At 69.2% G+C, this 18,887-nt stretch carries 13 protein-coding genes; 6 read left to right on the forward strand and 7 right to left on the reverse strand.

All coding sequences use genetic code 11. The annotated features are described in order from the left end of the window. Positions 1-293 precede the first annotated feature (293 nt). Positions 294-2,420 (forward strand): bifunctional SulP family inorganic anion transporter/carbonic anhydrase, encoded by a 2,127-nt coding sequence (locus tag AB0F81_RS12040; RefSeq protein WP_360195015.1) that lies wholly within the window; start codon positions 294-296, stop codon positions 2,418-2,420. Positions 2,421-2,885: 465 nt separating this feature from the next. Here the strand turns inward: AB0F81_RS12040 and AB0F81_RS12045 are convergent, their stop codons facing one another. From AB0F81_RS12045 to AB0F81_RS12075, 7 genes are all read right to left on the reverse strand, one after another. After that, the gene (locus tag AB0F81_RS12045; protein WP_360195018.1) at positions 2,886-6,707 is read right to left on the reverse strand and encodes a discoidin domain-containing protein; all 3,822 of its coding nucleotides are present in this window, start codon (positions 6,705-6,707) and stop codon (positions 2,886-2,888) included. A gap of 80 nt (positions 6,708-6,787) precedes the next feature. Next, positions 6,788-8,914: a discoidin domain-containing protein gene (locus AB0F81_RS12050; protein WP_360195021.1), complete on the reverse strand. Its 2,127-nt coding sequence runs from the start codon at positions 8,912-8,914 to the stop codon at positions 6,788-6,790. Positions 8,915-9,010: 96 nt separating this feature from the next. Further along, positions 9,011-10,576, reverse strand: a complete 1,566-nt coding sequence (locus tag AB0F81_RS12055) for a glycoside hydrolase family 13 protein (RefSeq protein ID WP_360195024.1) — start codon at positions 10,574-10,576, stop codon at positions 9,011-9,013. A 72-nt stretch (positions 10,577-10,648) separates the two neighbouring features. Next, complete coding sequence (locus AB0F81_RS12060; protein ID WP_360195027.1) at positions 10,649-11,521, reverse strand: carbohydrate ABC transporter permease; 873 nt, start codon at positions 11,519-11,521, stop codon at positions 10,649-10,651. A 7-nt stretch (positions 11,522-11,528) separates the two neighbouring features. Further along, a complete protein-coding gene (locus AB0F81_RS12065; RefSeq protein WP_360195029.1) occupies positions 11,529-12,467 on the reverse strand; it encodes a sugar ABC transporter permease in 939 nt (312 codons plus the stop codon). A gap of 56 nt (positions 12,468-12,523) precedes the next feature. Further along, positions 12,524-13,906, reverse strand: a complete 1,383-nt coding sequence (locus AB0F81_RS12070) for a sugar ABC transporter substrate-binding protein (protein WP_360195032.1) — start codon at positions 13,904-13,906, stop codon at positions 12,524-12,526. A gap of 256 nt (positions 13,907-14,162) precedes the next feature. Beyond that, positions 14,163-15,164 (reverse strand): LacI family DNA-binding transcriptional regulator, encoded by a 1,002-nt coding sequence (locus AB0F81_RS12075; protein ID WP_360195035.1) that lies wholly within the window; start codon positions 15,162-15,164, stop codon positions 14,163-14,165. Positions 15,165-15,390: 226 nt separating this feature from the next. Here AB0F81_RS12075 and AB0F81_RS12080 point away from each other — a divergent pair, with 226 nt between their 5' ends. The 5 genes from AB0F81_RS12080 (at position 15,391) to kynU (ending at position 18,815) form a co-directional block, all read left to right on the forward strand. Then, entirely contained in the window at positions 15,391-15,681 is a 291-nt protein-coding gene (locus tag AB0F81_RS12080) for a hypothetical protein (protein WP_360195038.1), read from the forward strand. Positions 15,682-15,808: 127 nt separating this feature from the next. Continuing rightward, positions 15,809-16,309, forward strand: a complete 501-nt coding sequence (locus AB0F81_RS12085) for a methyl-accepting chemotaxis protein (RefSeq protein WP_360195041.1) — start codon at positions 15,809-15,811, stop codon at positions 16,307-16,309. Positions 16,310-16,444: 135 nt separating this feature from the next. Then, on the forward strand, positions 16,445-16,735 hold the full coding sequence (locus AB0F81_RS12090) for a YchJ family metal-binding protein (RefSeq protein ID WP_360195062.1): 291 nt from the start codon (positions 16,445-16,447) through the stop codon (positions 16,733-16,735). A 2-nt stretch (positions 16,736-16,737) separates the two neighbouring features. After that, complete coding sequence (gene kynA, locus AB0F81_RS12095) at positions 16,738-17,589, forward strand: tryptophan 2,3-dioxygenase (protein WP_360195044.1); 852 nt, start codon at positions 16,738-16,740, stop codon at positions 17,587-17,589. Further along, the gene (gene kynU / locus AB0F81_RS12100; RefSeq protein WP_360195047.1) at positions 17,586-18,815 is read left to right on the forward strand and encodes a kynureninase; all 1,230 of its coding nucleotides are present in this window, start codon (positions 17,586-17,588) and stop codon (positions 18,813-18,815) included. The genes kynA and kynU overlap by 4 nt, the downstream gene beginning before the upstream one ends. Positions 18,816-18,887 lie beyond the last annotated feature (72 nt).

Raw genomic sequence — 18,887 nt, forward strand, 5'->3', positions numbered from 1 at the left:
GTCCCGATGACCCGCCGGCACATGTACGAGTCCAAAAAGGACGTCTGGACGGCCCGACCCTCCCGACGTTCCCGGGCCGCGCGACCTCGGTCGCGCGGCCGTTCGTGTTTCTGCGGCTGACGCTCAGTGCTGTCTCCGCGCCGCGGAGACAGCACTGGCTGTCAGCCGAATAAAAGCGTGCATACCGTACGAATCTGCGTACTGGCTGGGTGCCAAGCGGCAATTTGCTGTGTTTTGCCGGTAAGGGCCCGACACGTAATGACCCGTTAACCACTCTTCGGTACTTTGCCGATATGTCCGACTTGACGCAGTTCATGCGCCGGGACTTGCCGGCGTCAATCGTCGTGTTCCTGATCGCCATCCCGCTGTCCCTCGGCATCGCCGCGGCCTCCGGAGCCCCGCTGCTCGCGGGACTGGTCGCCGCCGTCGTCGGCGGCATCGTCGCCGGCGCCCTGGGCGGCGCCCCGTTGCAGGTCAGCGGCCCCGCCGCCGGTCTCACCGTGATCGTCGCGGGCGCCGTCGCCAACTTCGGCTTCGCCGGCACCGCCGCCATCGTCGCGGTCGCCGGCCTCATCCAGATACTTCTCGGGGTGTCCCGGCTCGGCCGTGCCGCCCTCGCCCTGTCGCCCGCCGTCGTGCACGGCATGCTCGCCGGCATCGGTCTGGTCATCGCGCTCAGCCAGGTGCACGTGATGCTCGGCGGCGCCCCGCAGAGCTCCGCCTGGCAGAACCTGCGCGAACTGCCCGCCCAGCTCGCCGCCCATCACGGCGTCGCCGCGGTGCTCGGTGCCCTCACCGTCGCGATCCTGCTGGCCTGGCCCCGCCTGGTCCGGGTCTCGCTGCTGCCCGCCGCCCTGGTCGCGGTGGTGTCGGTGACCGCCCTGGCCGCGGTGCTCGGCGCCGACGTGGAGCGGGTCCGGCTGCCCGACGAACCGCTGGCCAACCTGATCCGGCCGGCCTGGCCGGACGCCCCGATCCGCGAGATCGTCCTCGCCGTCGTGACCATCGCCCTGGTCGCGAGCGTCGAGTCGCTGCTCTCCGCGGTCGCCGTGGACCGGCTGCACGACGGACCCCGGGCCAACCTCAACCGGGAACTGGTCGCCCAGGGCGCCGCCAACACCACCTCCGGGCTGCTCGGCGGTCTGCCGGTGACCGGGGTGATCGTGCGCAGTTCCACCAACGTGGCGGCCGGCGCCCGTACTCGGGCCTCGACGATCCTGCACGGCGTGTGGATCGCGGCGTTCGTGCTGCTCTGGACCGACCTGCTGGAGACCATCCCGATGGCGGTGCTGGCGGCCGTGCTGATCGTGGTCGGCCTGCGGCTGGTCAGCCTCGCCCAGATCCGCACCTACGCCCGGCACCGGGAGTTGCCCACCTACCTGGTCACCGCGCTCGGCGTGGTCTTCACCGACCTGCTCACCGGGGTGGCGCTCGGCATGGTCACCGCCGCCGTGATGATCCTCTGGCGTCTCACCCGCTGCGAGATCCGCCGGGTCGAGCGGGCGCCGGGGGAGTGGCTGGTCACCATCCACGGCACCCTGGCCTTCGTCGAGTCGGCCCGGCTCACCCGGGAGCTCGGCGCCCTGCCGCCGGCCGCCGACGTCGACATCGAGCTGCACCTGGACTACCTGGACCACGGGGCGTTCGAGACGATCCGCGACTGGCGGGAGGGCTACGAGCGGGCCGGCGGCCGGGTGCGGATCCGGGAGGTGCACGACTCCTGGTTCCACCAGGCCACCTCGGGCCGGCTGGGCGGCGGCAAGCGCACTCCCCGGCTGGTCGGCTCCTGGTCACGCTGGCAGGACATGGACCAGCAGCGGCGCGGCGCCATGGAGGCCGGGATCGCCGAGTTCGAGCGCACGGTCGCGCCGCTGGTCCGGCCGCACCTGGCCGACCTGGCCCGGGACGGGCAGCGCCCGCAGCAGCTCTTCATCACCTGCGCCGACTCGCGGCTGGTGCCCAACCTGATCACTGCGAGCGGGCCAGGCGACCTGTTCTGCGTCCGCAACATCGGCAACATCGTCCCGCCGCACGCCGTCGGCGACGTCTCGGTCGGCGCCGCGATCGAGTACGCGGTCGACGTCCTCGGCGTCACCACGATCACCGTCTGCGGCCACTCCGGCTGCGGCGCGGTCCGGGCCCTGATGAGCAACGCCGCCCGGCCCGGCTCGGCGCTCGGCGACTGGCTGGCGCACTCCGGCGTACGGTTCACCGACCCGGCCGACGAGGAGCGCTGCTGCACCGACAACGTGCTCAACCAGCTCGCCAACCTGCGAACCTATCCCACCGTGCGCGCCGCGGAGGCGGCCGGCCGGTTACGCCTGGCCGGCATGTACTTCGACCTCGCCGAGGCCCGCATGTACGAGGTCGACCCGATCCTGGGCGACCCCCGCCCGGTCTCCTCCCTGCCCGCCGCCTGACACCCCTGCATACGCACATCCGCGCCGTCCACATGGCCACCCGCCGACCCACCAAGCCGCCCCGGGCGTCGTCCACAGGCCCGCTCGCTATCAACCAGCGGGACTGTCCAACGAACGGTGGAACCCCTCCCGGCTGACTGTCAGTGTCGTCTCGGGCCGGCCGAAGCAACCCTCAGGCGCAGCCGGACGAACCGGCTGACCGCCAGGGCTGCCTGCATCGGCGCAGAACAGCATTGAGGGGCAGCCGACCAAGATCGGCGTGCGCTCATGAGCGGACACTCCCCAGCCAGCCAGCCAGCCAGCCAGCCAGCCAGGCTGTCGGCGGGTGTTGTGTGTGGGCGCGTGAGGCAGCGCTGGGCGTCAGCCGGATTGGGGGCTGTCGGCGGGTGTTGTGGGTGGGCGAGGGGCAGTCGGGTAGCGGCTGGGCCGAGGCCCGCGTCCCGTGACGCGGGCCCCGGCTGCCGGTCAGTTGCGGATGATGGTGAACGTGCTGGTCGGGTTCTCGATGTCCCGGTAGTTGTTGCTCAGCTGCAGGTTGGTGAAGGTCGCCGAGCCGACCGCGGGACCCTGCCCGGCCTCCGGCATCGGGTTGGCCCAGATGCCGTAACCGGACTTGGCGTTGTAGGCGTCGCCGCTCTGCCGGGCCCCGCTGATGGACACGTTGGTGAACACGATGTCCTTGATCGGGTTCTGCGGCTGACCGCCCACGTAGTTGGTCTGGAACATGATCCCGGAGTAGGTCGGGTCGACGATGTCGACGTTCGACACCCGGATGCCCTGGAAGACCTTCGACGCGGAGAACACCCAGATCGCCGGGAAGACCTGGTTGCCCCAGAAGTGGCCACCCGCCCGGACGATCGAGATGTTGTCGAACACGGTCGGCGGGCTGGCGCCGAATCCGTTCATCGGGTAACCGAAGTCCAGCGAGCTGATCGTGATGCCCGAGTAGACCAGGGTGTCCGCGATGTAGATGTTCTTGAACGTGTTGGCGTACCCGCCGTAGACCGCGAGGCCCGCGGCACGCCAGGTCAGCGTCGACGAGAGGTTCGAGTAGACGTTGTTGATCTCGTCGGAGCCGCCGGCGTCGATGGCCGAGAACAGCGCGAAGCTGTCGTCACCGGTCGCCCGGGCGTCGTTGTTGTCGACCAGGTTGTCGGTGCTGCCGTTGGTCATGTTTACGCCGTCGGCGAACATGTTCCGGATCCGCGAGTTGGTGATCTTCATCCGGTCGGTGTTGGCGCCCCAGTAGAGGCACACCGTGTGCTCGGCCCAGATGTTGTCGATCGTGATGTCGGCGACGTTGGCCAGGTCGAACACCTTGCCGGGGCCGTCGATGCGGATCGTGTAGTTGCCGAAGAACGCGAAGTTCGCGAACGTCGACCCGTTGGCGGTGGCGTCGGCCCGGAAGCCGGCGTCCGTCTCGGACTGCGTCGACGGCGTGTGGAACCGGGTGTACCAGGGGCCGGCGCCGATGACCCGCAGAGACTTGCCGTACACCTGGAACTTGTTGGCCGTCTGGTAGTCACCGGCCGGCAGGTAGACACCGATCTTGGTGCTGTCCTGACGAGCGGTGTCCAGCGCGGTCTGCACCGACTGGTGGTCGAAACCGGTGGGCACGACGTACCGGGCCGGGTCCGGGTTGGCGACCGGAGCGACCTGCTCGGTGTTGATGAAGTCGATCGCGATGTTGCCGGAGTTGCCGGAATCCTTCTGGAGGCGAAGAGTGCTGCCCGCCGGGAACGAGCCGGTCAGCATGATGTTCGCCTCGTCGTAGATGTGGCGCGGGCCGGTGCCCGAGTTCTGCGGGTTGGTCTCGTTGCCGTAGAGCCACGCGTACTTGGAGGTCAGCGGCAGGGTCCGGTTCAGCGACCCGTTGACGTAGACGTTGATCGAGCTGTTCGTGCCGTCCGGGATGGAGAAGCGGGCCACCACGGTGTTCGTCGCCGCCCGGGTGGTCCACTGCACGTACGACCCGGTCTGGTTGAGCGTGACCGCCCGGCGCCCGGAAGCCTCACCGGCCAGGTCGCCGACCGTCCGGTTCGGACCGACCACGGCCGCGCCGCCGCCGGTCTGGCCGTCCTCGGCCTCGTACATGTCGTACGGCATGTTCGCGCCGCGGCCCACGAAGAACGGCTTCTCGCTGGTGTTGTTGGCCTGCTTGACCGCCAGCTCGTTGCCGTCGGCCGCGACCACGGTCCGGACCGTGTACCGGCCGTTCGCCGCGGTCCAGGTGCCCAGGTTGATCGCCGGCGAGGACGCGCCGGCCGCCAGGGTTCCGGTCCACGAGCCGGTCAGGGTACGGACCACCGAGGTGCCGTTCAGCACGGTCAGGGTGACGCCGTGCGCACCGCCGGTCGTCGCCGCGCTGCCCTGGTTCCTCAGCACCACCGAGAACGTGACCGTGTTGCCGGCCGCCGGGTTGCCCGGGGACCAGCTGACCGTCGAGGCGACCAGGTCGGAGCTGCTGACCTGCGCCACCACGAGCGAGGACGGGTTGGTGTAGGCGTTGTTGGCGTCATTGATCTCAACGACGGTGTTCGCCTCGTCGACCTTCGCCGACAGCCCGTAGGTGCCCGCGTCACGGGCCCCGATCGAGGCCGAGACCGTGGTCGAGGCGCCGGCGGCGAGAGCACCCACCGAAGCGGTGCCCGCTCTGGTCGTACCCAGGTAGATGTTGACGTTGGAGGCCGGTGAAGCGGCCGTGCCCGCGTTGCGGACCGTGGCCGACACCGTGATCGCGTCGGTCTCGACCGGCGTGGCCGGGGAGAACGACATGGCGGTGACCGTGAGGTCCGGGTTGGGCGCCGGCGTGCCGATCACCTGGAACTCCGCGACCTGTCCGCTCGGCGCGCCGGTGTTGGCGGTGAAGGAGAGACGCAGGTCCGAGGCGGTCGCGCTGACCGGGACGGTCACGGTGTTGCCACTGGCCGGGTTGAAGGTGTACGTCGCCGAGCCGGTGATCGTGCTGAACCCGGAGGTCGACTGTTCCCGCCCGAGGATCGAGAAGGCCTGCTGCCGCGTGCCCCACTCGGTGGCCGGGTTGAGCTTGACCACCACGGACGACACGGTCGCGTTGGCGCCCAATTTGACCGTCAGGTTCGCCGGGTACGCGCTGCCCTCCCAGTAGGTGGCCGTGTCGTTGTCGTTCGCGTTGCCGGCGACGAACGTGTGGATGGTCGACGACGCCTCGATCGGCTTGCCCACCGCGAGGTTCGACCCGGTGCCCGGCGTGCCGGTGCGGGTCACCGTGTTCGACGCCGCCGACTCGTTGCCGGCCGCGTCCCGCGCCTTGACGTAATACGACACGGTCGCCGTGGCCGGCTGGCTGTCGGTCCAGGTAAGCCCGGTGACCGTGGTCGCGAGCGTCCCGTTGGCGTAGACGTTGTAGCCGGTCACGCCCACGTTGTCGGTGGACGCGCCCCACGCGAGGCGGATCTGCCCGGCGGCCGGCTGGGTGTAGGAGAGCGTGCCCGGCGTGGTCGGCGCCTGGCTGTCCCCGGTCGCCCCGGTGCGGGTCACCGTGTTGCTGTTCGCCGAGACGTTCCCGGCCGCGTCCTTGGCCCGGACGTAGTACGACACCGTCGCGCTGTCCGGCTGGGTGTCGGTCCAGGTCAGGACATTGCCGAGCGACGTGCGGAGCTGCCCGTTGGCGTAGACGTCGTAGCCGGTCACGCCGACGTTGTCGCTCGACGCGTTCCAGCTGAGCCGGATCTGCCCGCTCGCCGGCTGAGTGTAGGCGAGGTTGCCGGGCGCGCTCGGCGCCTGGCTGTCCCCGCTCACCGGGCCGTAGATCTCCAACTCGGAGAGCTGGCCCGCGGCCCAGCCGGTGTTGCCGGTGAAGTTCAGCCGGACGAACCGGGCGCTCGCCGCGGTGAAGTCGACGGTCACCGTGTTGCCGCTCGCCGGGTTGAACGTGTACCCGGCGGAGGCCTTGAGCGTGCTGAACGAGGTGCCGTTCGTGCTGCCCTGGATGGTCAGCGTCTGGGTGCGGGTGGCCCAGGCGGCGGCCGGCGGCAGCTTGAGGACGGCCTGGTTGACCTGGGTCGCGGTGCCGAGGTCGACCTGCAGCCACTGCGGGAAGGCGTTGTTGTTGCTCTCCCAGTAGGTGTTGGCGTTGCCGTCGCCGGCGTTGCCGGCCGGGTAGACGTCGGTGAAGCTGCTGGCGCTGAAGGTCTTGCCGGCGGCCAGGTTCGGCCCGGCGGCGGAGGCGGCCGGCGCGTGGACGAGCGCGGCGACGACGCCCGCGGCCGCGGCGACCGCTAAGACTTTTCGTCTCAATCTGGACATGGTGGGGAGCGCACCTTTCTTCGGGATTTCTTTCGGGGGCCACGCGGGCCGCGATCGGTGGGACGCGGCCCGCGTGGGGATCAGGCGTAGACCTCGAACTCGGACAGCTGGCCGGCCGGCCAGCCGGTGTTCCCGGTGAAGGTCAGGCGCAGGTAGCGCTGCGTCGTCGCGGTGAGCGTGACGGTGGCGGTGTTGCCGCTCGCCGGGTCGAAGGTGTAGCCGGCACTGCTCCTGATCGTGCTGAACGCGGATCCGTCGGTGCTGCCCAGCACGGACAGCGTCTGCGTGCGGGTGGCCCACGCGGTGGCCGGCGGGAGCTTCAGCACGATCCGGCCGACCTGGCGGCTCTGGCCGAGGTCCACGGTGATCGACTGCGGGAAGGCGTTGTTGCCGCTCTCCCAGTAGGTGCTCGGGTTGCCGTCGGTGGCGTTGCCCGGCGCGTAGACCTGGGTCTGACTGGTCGCGGTCACCGGCCGGCCGGCAGCGAGGTTTCCCGTCGGCGGCGGAGTGCTCGTCGGGGGCGTGGTCGGGGTGGTGCCGTACTGCGGCGCCGGCCACGGCCCGCAGTACGGGTTCGCGGTCGACCAGCCCGAGTTGCCGCCACCGTCGGTGATCTGCAGACCGGAGCCGGTGCAGTTGTAGACCGTCTGGCTCTGCGCGATCCCGCTGGCCCGGACATTGGTGAACCGCGCCGACACCGGGGACTGCGCCTGCAACGCGAACGTGCCGGCCCCGGAGATGGTGACGTTGGTCAGGTTCAGGCCGCTGGTCTGGCCGCCGATCCACTGGAGGGCCGCGTACGAGCTGTCCAGGATGTCGGTGTCGGTGATGTTGATGGTGGCGCCGGTGATCGGGGCCTGGTCCGGCCAGAACCAGATCGCGCCGATGCCGAAGTTCCAGTTGTAGTCGGAGTTGCCGGCCCGGATCAGCGTGTTGCGGGCCAGCGTCCAGGTGCCGGCCACCGCGGTCGGGCCGGTCACGCCCGGGTAGCGGTTGCCGACGTTCGGCACGTTCTCCGCCCACATCGCCAGGGCGTCGTCGCCGGTGTTGCGGACGAACGTGTTGGTGACCGTGGAGTTGGTGACCCCGATGTGGAAGTTCACGCCGTCCGCGGTCTGGTCCAGGATCCGGCTGTTCTTGATGGTGAAGCGGTCCATCGGGCCGTCCATCCACGCGCCGACCTTGGTGTGCTGCATCCACACGTTGTCGATGGTGGAGTTCGACATCGCCCCGCCGAAGGCGTTGACCTGGTGCTCGTCCACCCGTTCCTGGATGTCACCGATGATCGCCAGGTCGCGGACGGTCACGTTCTGGCTCGGGCCGCCCTCGGAGACGTACTTGCCGTAGATGCCGGCGGCCAGGTGGCGCTGGGTGGGATGGCGCCCGCCCAGCACGGTGTACCAGGGTCCGGCGCCGGCCAGCGTGACCCGGTCGACGATCACGTGGCTGTAGAGGGTGAAGGTGCCCTGCGGCACGTAGACGACCCGGCCGGAGGACGCCCCGTCGTTCACCGCGGCCTGGAACTTCGCGGTCGAGTCGGTGGCGCCGGTGGGATCCGCGCCGTAGTCGGCGACCACGTCGATCGCGCCGGACGGCTTGCCGATCGGTCCCGGCACGTTCTCGAAGTCGGCCAGGTCGATGGTGAAGCTGGGCGACTGGGCGGTCGAGCTCACCTGCAGCCGGATCTTGGTGCCGGCCTGGTACGTGGTCCCGAACATCGCCCGGGCCTCGTCGTAGAAGTGGTGCGGCCGCCCGTCGGCCGGGTTGTTGGTGAACGGGTAGTAGCCGTAGTACCAGGCGTATTTCGAGGTGACCGGCACCGACTTGATCAGCGTCGAGCCGGTGCGCAGGTCGATCGAGGCGTTACGCCCGTCCGGGATGCTGTACCGGAAAGTCACCGCGTTGGCCGGCTTGGTCAGGGTGAACTCGACGTATTCACCCGCCGCGTCGAGGGTGATCGCCTCCCGGCCGGAGGCCTCCGAGGAGAGGGTGCCGTAGACGCGGCTGGTTCCGGTGGAGGTGCCGGTGTGTGCCGCCTTCTCGGCCTCGATCTCGGTGAACGGCACCGTCGCGCCGCGCCCGGTGATGTCGAAGGGGGAGAGCCCGGCCGCCTGTGCCGGACCGGCGGTCCAGGTGACGACCGCGGTGAACGATGCCGCGAGGACAGCGGCGGCTAGTACCGATAGTGGGGCGGTGCGGTTGGCCATGAGTCCCTTCCTTGGTGTGGCCAGCCCCCGGTTTCCTTTTCCTCTCTGCTCTTCGCGGGCGCCCCGGCGGTGGAACCGGGACGCCCAGGGAACGCCCTATCGCAGGCGCAGCCAGACGGCGGTGTCCTGGGGGATGAGGTCACCGTCGAGCGGGCCGCTGGCGAGCAGACAGTTCTCGTGCTCCGGCAGGGGGATCGGTGCGCCGGAGAGGTTGAGCACGCAGGCGAAATCGTCGCCGCGCGAGTAGGCGAGGACGTCCTTGCCGGCGTCGAGCCAGGCGAAGTCGTCGGCGTGCAGGCCCGGCTCGGCCCGGCGCAGCGCGATCGCCGAGCGGTAGAGCTCCAGCATCGAGCTGGGGTCGCCGGTCTGCGCCTGGACGGTCCGGTCCTTCCACTCCGCGGGCTGGGGAAGCCAGGGAGCGCCCACACTGAAACCGAACGGCGGCTCGTCGCCGGACCAGGGCAGCGGCACCCGGCAGCCGTCACGGGTGTGGCCGCGGCGGCCGTACATCGGGTCCTGGATCTGCTCCACCGGGATGTTCTCGTTCTCCCAGAGGCCCAGCTCCTCGCCCTGGTAGACGTAAGCGGCGCCGGGCAGCGAGAGCGAGAGCAGCGCGGCCGCGCGGGCCCGGCGGGTGCCGAGCTCCAGGTCGACCGGGGTGCCGTCGAGGTTGTTGTCGAAGCTGAACGTGGTGTCGGCGCGGCCGTACCGGGTGACGTGGCGGGTCACGTCGTGGTTCGAGAGCACCCAGGTGGGCGGTGCGCCGACCTGTGCATGTGCCTCCAGCGTGCGGTCGATGCAGGCCCTCATCAGGTACGGGTCCCACGCGCACCCGAGGAAGTCGAAGTTGAACGCCGCGTGCAACTCGTCGGCGCGCAGATAGTTGGTGAACCGCTCGACCTCGGGCATCCACACCTCGCCGATCAGCGCCCGGTCCGGGTACTCGTCGGCGATCCGCCGCCACGACCGGTAGACGTCGTGCACCCGGTCGAGGTCGTGGAACGGGTGCGGGGCGCCCTCGGCGACCTCGGGCAGCGCCGGGTCCTTGTGCAGCAGCGCCGCCGAGTCGATCCGGATGCCGTCGACGCCGCGGTCGAACCAGAACCGCAGGATGTCCTCGAACTCGGCCTGCACCACCGGGTGCTCCCAGTTCAGGTCCGGCTGCTCCGGGGTGAACAGGTGCAGGTACCAGTGGTCGCCGACCTGGGTCCAGGTGGTGCCGCCGAACTCGCCCTGCCAGTTCGTCGGCATCTGCTCGCTCTTGCGGAACCAGAAGTACTCCCGCTCCGGGGCGTCCGGGGAGGCGAGGGCTGCCTGGAACCACGGGTGCGCGCTGGAGATGTGGTTCGGCACGATGTCGACGATCATCCGGATGCCGGCCGCGTGCGCCTCGGTGATCAGCGCCTCGGCCTTCGCCAGGTTGCCGAAGACCGGGTCGATGTCGCGGAAGTCGGCCACGTCGTAACCGGCGTCCGCCATCGGGGACGGGTACCAGGGGCTCATCCAGATCGCGTCGACCCCCAGGTCACGGAGGTGGCCCAGGCGGGCGCGGATGCCGTCGATGTCCCCGACCCCGTCGCCGTCGCCGTCGGCGAAACTCCGCGGGTACACCTGATAGATCACCGCGCTACGCCACCACGGACCAGCGTCTGCTGTGGACACGAGCACCTGCTTTCTGTCGCTACGTAGGTACGTTGTTGCAGCTTCGCCGTCGCCTGCTGACCGCGGGCCGGCTCAGCCTTTGAGGCTGCCCGCGGTGAGGCCGGACATGATGTTCCGCTGGAAGATCAGGAAGATGATCACGGTCGGGATCGCGGCGATGACCGAGGCCGCGATCACCACGTTCATCGGGGTGCCGCCGGCGAAGGCGTAGATGCCGACGCTGACCGTCCGGGTCTCCGGGTGCGGCATGACCAGCTTCGGCCAGAGGAAGTCCTTCCAGACCGCGGTCACCGCGAAGATCGACACCACGCCGAGGATCGGGCGCGACATCGGCAGGATGATCGACCACAGGGTGCGCAGTGGCGTCGCGCCGTCCACGAAGGCGGCCGACATCAGATCCTCGGGGATCGAGTCGAAGAACCGCTTCAGCAGGAAGATGTTGAATGCGTTCGCCACCAGCGGCAGCCAGATCGCGAACGGCGAGTCCAGCAGGTTCAGGTGCAGGATCGGCAGGTCGATCACGGTCACGTACTGCGGGACGATCAGGACCATCGCCGGGATCATCAGGGTCGCCAGCATCAGGCCGAGGATGGCGTTGCCGAAGACCGGCCGCAGTTTGGAGAGCGAGTACGCCGCGGCGGTGTCGAACACCAGCTGGAACAGCACCGCGCCGGCCGCGTAGTAGAAGGTGTTGAACAGCAGCTTCGCGAGGTCCAGGTTGTGCCACGCGTCGGCGTAGTTCTGCAGCTGCGGATCCTTCGGGAACAGCGTGGGCGGAGTCTGCGCGATCTCCTGACCCGACTTGAGCGCGCCGGTGACCATCCAGTAGAGCGGACCGAGGAAGACGAGCGTGAAGCCCGCGACCACCACCGCGAGCAGCGTCCAGTAGAGGAACCTGCCGCGCCCGCGCCGGATCTGGGAGTGGGAGACGAGAGTACGGGTCATGGTCGTCCTAGTCCTGTTTCGTGCTCAGCCGCACGTACACGGCGGAGAAGGCGGCCAGCACCACGAGCATGATCACGCCGAGTGCGGCGGCGCCGTTCAGGTCGTTCTGGAAGAAGCCGTGCTGGTAGATGAGGTAGGCCACGGACGTCGCCGAGTCCTGGGTGCCCGCGCCGTTGGCCAGGATCAGCGGCTCGATGAACAGCTGCATGGTGGCGACGATCTGCAGCATCGCCAGCAGCGCCAGGATCAGCCGGGTCTGCGGGATGGTGACGTGCCGGATCCGCTTCCAGATGCCGGCGCCGTCGAGCTCGGCCGCCTCGTAGAGTTCGCCGGGGATGTTCTGCAGCGCCGCCAGATAGATAAGGACCGCGCCGCCCATGTTCATCCAGGTCGAGGCGAGCACCATGGCGGGCATCGTCATCGTCGGTGACTGCATCCACTCCGACGTCGGCAGATGCAGCGCCTTCAGGATGGCGTTGAACAGGCCCGCCTCGCTCGGGTCGTACGCGTAGAACTTGAAGAGGAACAGCGCCGAGGCCGGCGGCAGCATGACCGGCAGGTAGACCAGGACCCGCAGGTAACCCTTGGCGTGCCGGAACTCGTTGAGCAGGATCGCCACGAAGAACGGCACCGCGAACCCGAGGACCAGCGCGAGACCGGTGAAGTAGAAGGTGTTCTTCCAGGCGGTCCAGAAGCTCGGGTCGTCGATGATGCGGAGGTAGTTGTCCCAGCCGACCCACGAGGTCTCGCCGCGCCGGGTGCGCTGGAAGCTCATCACGACGCCGCGGATCATCGGGTACCACATGAAGAGGGCGAAGCAGAGGACCGCCCCGATCAGGAACGTGTGCCCGGTGAGGTTGTCCCGGAGCTTGCGGCTTCGCTTCGTCCCGGCCGAGGACTCAGGAGCCGTTCGCTGGGCCGGCGGCGGGAGAGTGAGGACTGCCAAGGGTTACTCCTGCGAGAGTCGGTGCGGGGCCGGGGACCCGGCCCCGCACGCGGGGATCAGCTACCGGCGGCCAGCTGCTGGTTGACCTTGTCCTCGGCCGTCTTGAGCAGCGCGTCGATGTCCGCCTTCGGGTTGGTCAGGACCCCGGACATCGCGGAGTCGAGCACCGCGTAGATCGCCTGCGCGTTCTTCGGCTCGCCCTTGATCGGAACCGGGTTCTCCTCGAAGAGCTTGAAGTTCTCGACGTCCACGTTCGCGTTCGCCTTGCGCAGCTCGAGCTCCTGCTTCTGCGCCTCGGTGCCGTTGCTGAACAGCAGCGGCTGGGGCAGGCCCACCGGGTAGTTCTGCGGCTTGGCCCGGGCGTAGTCCAACTGGCCCTTGCCCGGGGTGAGCTTCTGGTAGGCGACCCACTTCAGGCCGGCCTTGATCTGCTCGGGGCTGAGACCCGCCTTGAAGAAGTAGCCCTCACCGCCGCCGAGGGTGCCCTTGGCCGGGCCGGTCTGGCCGGGCAGCGGGGCCATCGCCCAGTCCTCGTACTTGCCCTGGAACTGGCTGACGATCGCCTGGGTGGAGTCCGGCGCGCCGATGAACATGCCGACCTTGCCGGCGGCGGCGTTGGTCAGCAGGTCCGCCCACTGCAGGAGCTGGCGGCTGCCCATGCTGTTGTCGCCGTACCGCATGTCCTTGAGGTTCTGCAGGACCTGCTTGCCCTCGGGGCTGTTGAAGGCGGCCTTCTTGCCGTCCTCGGAGAGGATCGTGCCGCCCTGCGAGTAGATCAGGGAGGTGAAGTGCCAGCCGCCGGTGTTGCCGGCGCTGTACTCCGAGTAGCCGGCGATGCCGTTGCCGAGCGCGGCGATCTTCTTGGCCGCCTCGCGGACCTCGGGCCACGTCTTCGGCGGGTTGCTGGCGTCGAGGCCGGCCTTGGCGAACAGGGCCTTGTTGTAGACCAGGCCCATCGAGTAGTTCTTCGCCGGAACGGCGTAGAGCTTGCCGCCGTCGGTGAAGACCTCCTTGAGCGCCGGGTCGACGCTGTCCCAGGTCGGGATGGTGTCCTTGTTCGCGAACTCGGTGACGTCCATCGCCTTGCCGGAGTCCAGCACCTGCTGAAGGTCGGTCATGTAGCCGTAGAAGACGTCCGTCATGGTGCCGCCGGCCAGCCGGGCGGTGAAGTCCGGCGGGTTGTTGCACTGCTCGCCGACGCTGACGCTCTTGATCGTGATGTCGGGGTTCTGCTTCTGGAACTCGGCGACATCCGCGTTCCAGTTCGCCAGCAGCTCTTTCTGGGCGGCGACCGGCTGGCAGTCCACCGAGATGGTGACCTTGCCGCCGGCTTCGGTGCCCTCATCGTCGCTGCCCTTGGTGGAGCAGGCGGTGAGGCTGAATCCCAGACCGGCCACGAGCGCTAGCGCCGCAACCTTCCGGTACTGCGGTACGGACATCTGTCCATCCCTTCGGGAACGGGTGTATCCATGGCCATCGCTGATCTGCGTTGTCGTCAATGCACGGCCCGCGCTCTCCGGTGACGGTGACGGGCGTGAGTGGAGTCACTGTAACGAGGCCGACTTATGTCGGCAAGGTTTCGATCGTGCTCTGAAAAAAGTCGACTGTGCTGCGGCAGGTGACGACTTCTGGTCCATGGCACGCAAAAAGGCCGCCGACCGCAGTGCGGTCGGCGGCCTTCAGCCGCGGCTCAGGTCAGTGCGTGTGAGCCGGCCCGGTCGAGCCGCGCACCACCAGCTCGGGCTCGAAGAGCAGCTCGTCGCTCAGCACGCGGGCCTCCTCGATCTGGCTGACCAGCAGGTCGACGGCGGCCTGGCCCATCGTCTCGATCGGCTGGCGCACCGTGGTCAGCGGCGGATCGGTGCAGGTCATGAACGCCGAATCGTCGAAGCCGACCACCGACACGTCGGCCGGCACCGCCCGGCCCAGCCGCCGGGCGGCCCGGATCGCGCCCAGCGCCAGCACGTCGCTCGCGCAGATGATGCCGGTCACGCCGCGCTCCACCAGCTTGGTGGCCGCCACCCGGGCGCCCTCCATGGAAAAACTGGACCGCTCGACGAAAGCATGGTCGTCGGCCCAGCCGGCCACCTGGATCATCGCGGACAGTTTGCGGCGGGACGGGACGTGACCCTCCGGGCCCAGCACCATGCCGATCCGCTCGTGGCCGAGCGAGCGCAGATGCCCGTAGGCCTGCTCGACGGCGACCGCGTCGTCGGTGGAGACCCGGGGGAAGCCCAGCTCGTCGACACCGGCGTTGACCAGCACCACGGGCAGGCCGCGGTCGGTCAGCCGGCGGTAGTGCTCGTGCGACGCGTCAGCCAGCGCGTAGGAGCCACCGGCGAAGATCACGCCGGACACCTGGTGATCCAGCAGCATCTCGACATAGTCGGACTCGGGCACGCCGCCGATCGTCCGGGCGCACAGGGCGGGGGTGAACCCGCGCTGCGCGAGCGAGCCGGTGACCACCTCGGCCAGCGCCGGGAAGATCGGGTTCTGCAGCTCGGGCAGGACCAGGCCGACCAGCCGGGCGCGCTCCCCGCGCAGTTTGGTGGGGCGCTCGTAGCCGAGCACGTCGAGGGCGGTGAGCACCGATGCCCGGGTCGCCTCGGAGACGCCGCTGCGCCCGTTGAGCACCCGGCTGACGGTGGCCTCGCTGACGCCGGCTTTCTTCGCCACCTCGGCTAGTCGTTTCGTCACGGCGGAATCCTACGTCGGAACCTTGCAAAAATCGAACAAGAATCCGAGTTGCTTGCCGTCGCTTGCGAAAACCGGAGAAAGTCCGACATGGACAGCGCGCCGCGCCGGAAGTAGCCCGGGGGTGTGAAAGATGAGGGATTGCCGCCGCTTCTCACAAAACCTTCCGTTGGAGCCGCAAGCAAGACAAAACGGGCAGGCATCGGGTCTGTCCCCACGGAAGGAAAACATGAAGATTCGCCAGGCTCTCTTCTCCATCGCCGGTGCCGTCGCCGCTCTCGCCATGGGCTCCCCGGCCATGGCCACCAGCGTGCCCTACCTCGGCTCGGTCGACGTCATCGCGATCGACGCCTCCGGCAACACGATCGTCCTGCTCAACAACGTGTCGATCCTCAACGGCGCCCAGTTCTGCAACGTCGACGTGAACGTCGTCGCCGCCGTCCTGGGCGACGACAAGAACGCCAAGTGCACCAGCAAGACCAACAACCACCAGAAGGCGTACATCAAGAAGCACTCCTGAGCATCACCCGCCGGCCCGGACCTCCGGGCCGGCGGCCCTCGCCGTCCGGAATGGCGAAAACGCCGCGAAGCCCGCGCCCCGGATGGGATGTTGAGCCTCGGATGTAGGAATCCCAGGGAGGGGCGGCGTGACCGACTGGCAGAACGAATGGTCAGCCGGCGGGGGACAGCAGGACTGGTCGGCGCCGGACCGGCAACACGACTCGGTGCACCGCCTCGCCAACGTCAGCAACGACATGGCCACCGCCACCCAGGCCGCGGTGCGCGCGGCCGAGACCGCGGTCCAGGTGATCCAGCGGCTCGAGGCGAGCAGCACCGAGATCGGCAAGGTGGTCCAGCTGATCGCCACCATCGCCAAGCAGACCAACCTGCTGGCGCTGAACGCGACCATCGAGGCGGCCCGGGCCGGCGAGGCGGGACGCGGCTTCGCCGTCGTCGCCAGCGAGGTCAAAGACCTCGCCAACGAGACCGCCACGGCCACCAGCGAGATCGGTACGCAGGTCGGCGGCATCCGGGCCGACACCCAGAACGCCGTCTCCGCCATCGAGGAGATGCAGGGCCTGATCGAGGAACTGGACCGCTGCCAGAAGGTGATCAGCGGGATCGTGGTGGAGCAGCAGGCCGGGTGAGGAAAACTGGGCGGCATGGCTGCTCGCAAACGGGAACCCCGCACCGCCTCCGCCGACTGCCCGTGCGGCCGCGGAGCGTACCGGGAATGTTGCGGCCCGGCGCATGACGGCAAGCCGGCGGCGGACCCGGAAGCTCTGATGCGATCGCGCTTCAGCGCGTTCGCCCTGGACAAGGCCGACTACGTGCTGCGGACCTGGCATCCGCAGACCCGGCCGGAGGCCGTCGAGAACGACCCGGGCCTGCGCTGGACGCGCCTCGAGGTGCTGGAGAGCAGCGGCGGCGGCGTGTTCGACGCCGAGGGGACGGTGGCGTTCCGTGCGCATTACCGCGACGGCGGCTCACCGGGCGTGATGGCGGAGGAGAGCCGGTTCGTCCGTCACGACGGGCAATGGGTGTACTGGGGTCCCCTGCTGGTAAGGAAGTAACCATGTCGGCACAACGGCCCCTCGAAGACGGCATCGTCAAGGACTTCAAAGTCAACCTCTCGTACGGGGAGTACCTCCACCTCGACGAGATCCTCAACGCCCAGCATCCGGTCAGCGTGCCGGAGCACCACGACGAGCTGCTGTTCATCCTGCAGCACCAGACCTCGGAACTCTGGCTCAAGCTGGTCATCCACGAGCTGCGGGCGGTGCAACAGCACCTGGCCAAGGACGAGCTGCGCCCCGCGCTCAAGGGACTGGCCCGGGTCAAGCACATCCAGCGGACCCTCACCGAGCAGTGGTCCGTGCTCGCCACCCTCACCCCGAGCGAGTACGCCGAGTTCCGCAGCTTCCTCGGCACCTCCTCCGGCTTCCAGTCGTACCAGTACCGGGCGATCGAGTTCCTGCTCGGCAACAAGGACCGCCGGATGCTCTCGATCTTCTCCGACCACCCGGCGGCGCTCGCGCTGCTGGAGGACGCGCTCGGCACCCCCAGCGTCTACGACGAGTTCCTGCACTTCCTGGCCCGCCGCGGCCACCAGGTGCCGGTGGAGATCCTGCAGCGCGACGTCACCCAGGCGTACGAGTACCAGGCCGACCTGGTGCCGGTCTTCCAGCACATCTACGAGAACGCCGAACAGAACTGGGACGTCTACGAGGCGTGCGAGGAACTCGTCGACCTGGAGGAGAACTTCCAGCTCTGGCGTTTCCGGCACCTCAAGACGGTGGAGCGCACCATCGGCTTCAAACGTGGCACCGGCGGCTCCAGCGGGGTCTCCTTCCTGAAGGCGGCTCTCGATCTGACATTCTTCCCGGAGCTCTACGCCGTTCGTACCGAGATCGGAGTGCCCCGGTGAGTGATGATCTGCTGGCCCGCGCCGGCTCCCTGGACGCGACCGACCCGCTCGCCGGGTTCCGCGACCGGTTCATCACCCCGCCGCCCGACGAGCTGCTCTCCTACCTGGACGGCAACTCGCTGGGCCGGCCGCTGGAAGCGACCGCCCGGCTCATGGACGAGTTCATCCGCGAACAGTGGGGCGGCCGGCTGATCCGCGGCTGGGACGAGGGCTGGCTGGAATGGCCGCTCACCCTCGGTGACCGGCTCGGCGCGGTGGCCCTCGGCGCGGCCGCCGGGCAGACCGTCATCGCCGACTCCACCACGGTGCTCATCTACAAACTGGCCCGGGCCGCGGTCGACGCCCGGCGCGGCCGGCGCAAAGTCGTGCTGGACACCGACAACTTCCCCACCGACCGGTACGTGCTGGAGGGCATCGCCGCCTCGCACGACCTCGAACTGGTCTGGATCACGACCGACCCGGAGACCGGCATCCAGCCGTCCCAGGTCTCCTCGGTGGTCGACGAGGACACCGCCCTGGTGCTGTTCTCGCACGTCGCGTACCGATCGGGCTGGCTGGCCGACGTGGCCGAGATCAACCGGATCGCGCACGCGGCCGGGGCGCTGACGATGTGGGACCTGTGCCACTCGGCCGGCTCGGTGCCGATCGCCCTCGACGAGTGGGGAGTCGACCTGGCGGTCGGCTGCACCTACAAGTACCTCAACGGCGGGCCCGGCGCGCCGGCCTTCGCCTACCTGCGGCGAGAGCTGCAGGACGAGCTGCGCCAGCCGATCTGGGGCTGGATGGGGCACCGCGCGTCGTTCGAGATGGGCCACGGGCACGAGCCGGCGCCCGGCATCCGCGCGCTGCTCAGCGGCACCCCGCCGATCCTCGCCATGGTGCCGCTGCACGCCAACCTGGACATGCTCGCCGAGGCCGGGATCGAGGCGGTGCGGGCCAAGTCGCTGCTGCTCACCGCGTACGTCCTGGAGCTCGCCGACGCCTGGCTGGCGCCGCTCGGCGTGGAGGTGGCCGGGCCGCGCGACCCCGCCCGGCGGGGCGGGCATGTGACCCTGCGCCGGGCTGGATTCAAGGAGTTGCTCGAACCGCTCTGGGCCGGCGGGGTGATCCCCGACTACCGGCGGCCGGACGGCCTGCGGATCGGGCCGGCGCCGCTGAGCACCAGCTTCACCGAGGTTCACCACGGGTTGTCGATGCTGCGCGATCTGGCCGAGAAGCAGCAGTGACGACGTCCGGCGACGCGGTGCCGCCGCGGGCGGCGGGCCGCTGCTGCGGCGGGTCGTCCGGGGCGGGCGGTT

The organism is Actinoplanes sp. NPDC024001 (genome assembly GCF_040638955.1).
In the GTDB taxonomy this organism is placed as follows: domain Bacteria; phylum Actinomycetota; class Actinomycetes; order Mycobacteriales; family Micromonosporaceae; genus Actinoplanes.

Coding starts and splice junctions, on each gene's coding strand:
- AB0F81_RS12040 (WP_360195015.1), top strand. CDS start 294: ATGTCCGACTTGACGCAGTTCATGCGCCGGGACTTGCCGGCGTCAATC.
- AB0F81_RS12045 (WP_360195018.1), bottom strand. CDS start 6,707: ATGTCCAGATTGAGACGAAAAGTCTTAGCGGTCGCCGCGGCCGCGGGC.
- AB0F81_RS12050 (WP_360195021.1), bottom strand. CDS start 8,914: ATGGCCAACCGCACCGCCCCACTATCGGTACTAGCCGCCGCTGTCCTC.
- AB0F81_RS12060 (WP_360195027.1), bottom strand. CDS start 11,521: ATGACCCGTACTCTCGTCTCCCACTCCCAGATCCGGCGCGGGCGCGGC.
- AB0F81_RS12070 (WP_360195032.1), bottom strand. CDS start 13,906: ATGTCCGTACCGCAGTACCGGAAGGTTGCGGCGCTAGCGCTCGTGGCC.
- AB0F81_RS12080 (WP_360195038.1), top strand. CDS start 15,391: ATGAAGATTCGCCAGGCTCTCTTCTCCATCGCCGGTGCCGTCGCCGCT.
- kynA (WP_360195044.1), top strand. CDS start 16,738: ATGTCGGCACAACGGCCCCTCGAAGACGGCATCGTCAAGGACTTCAAA.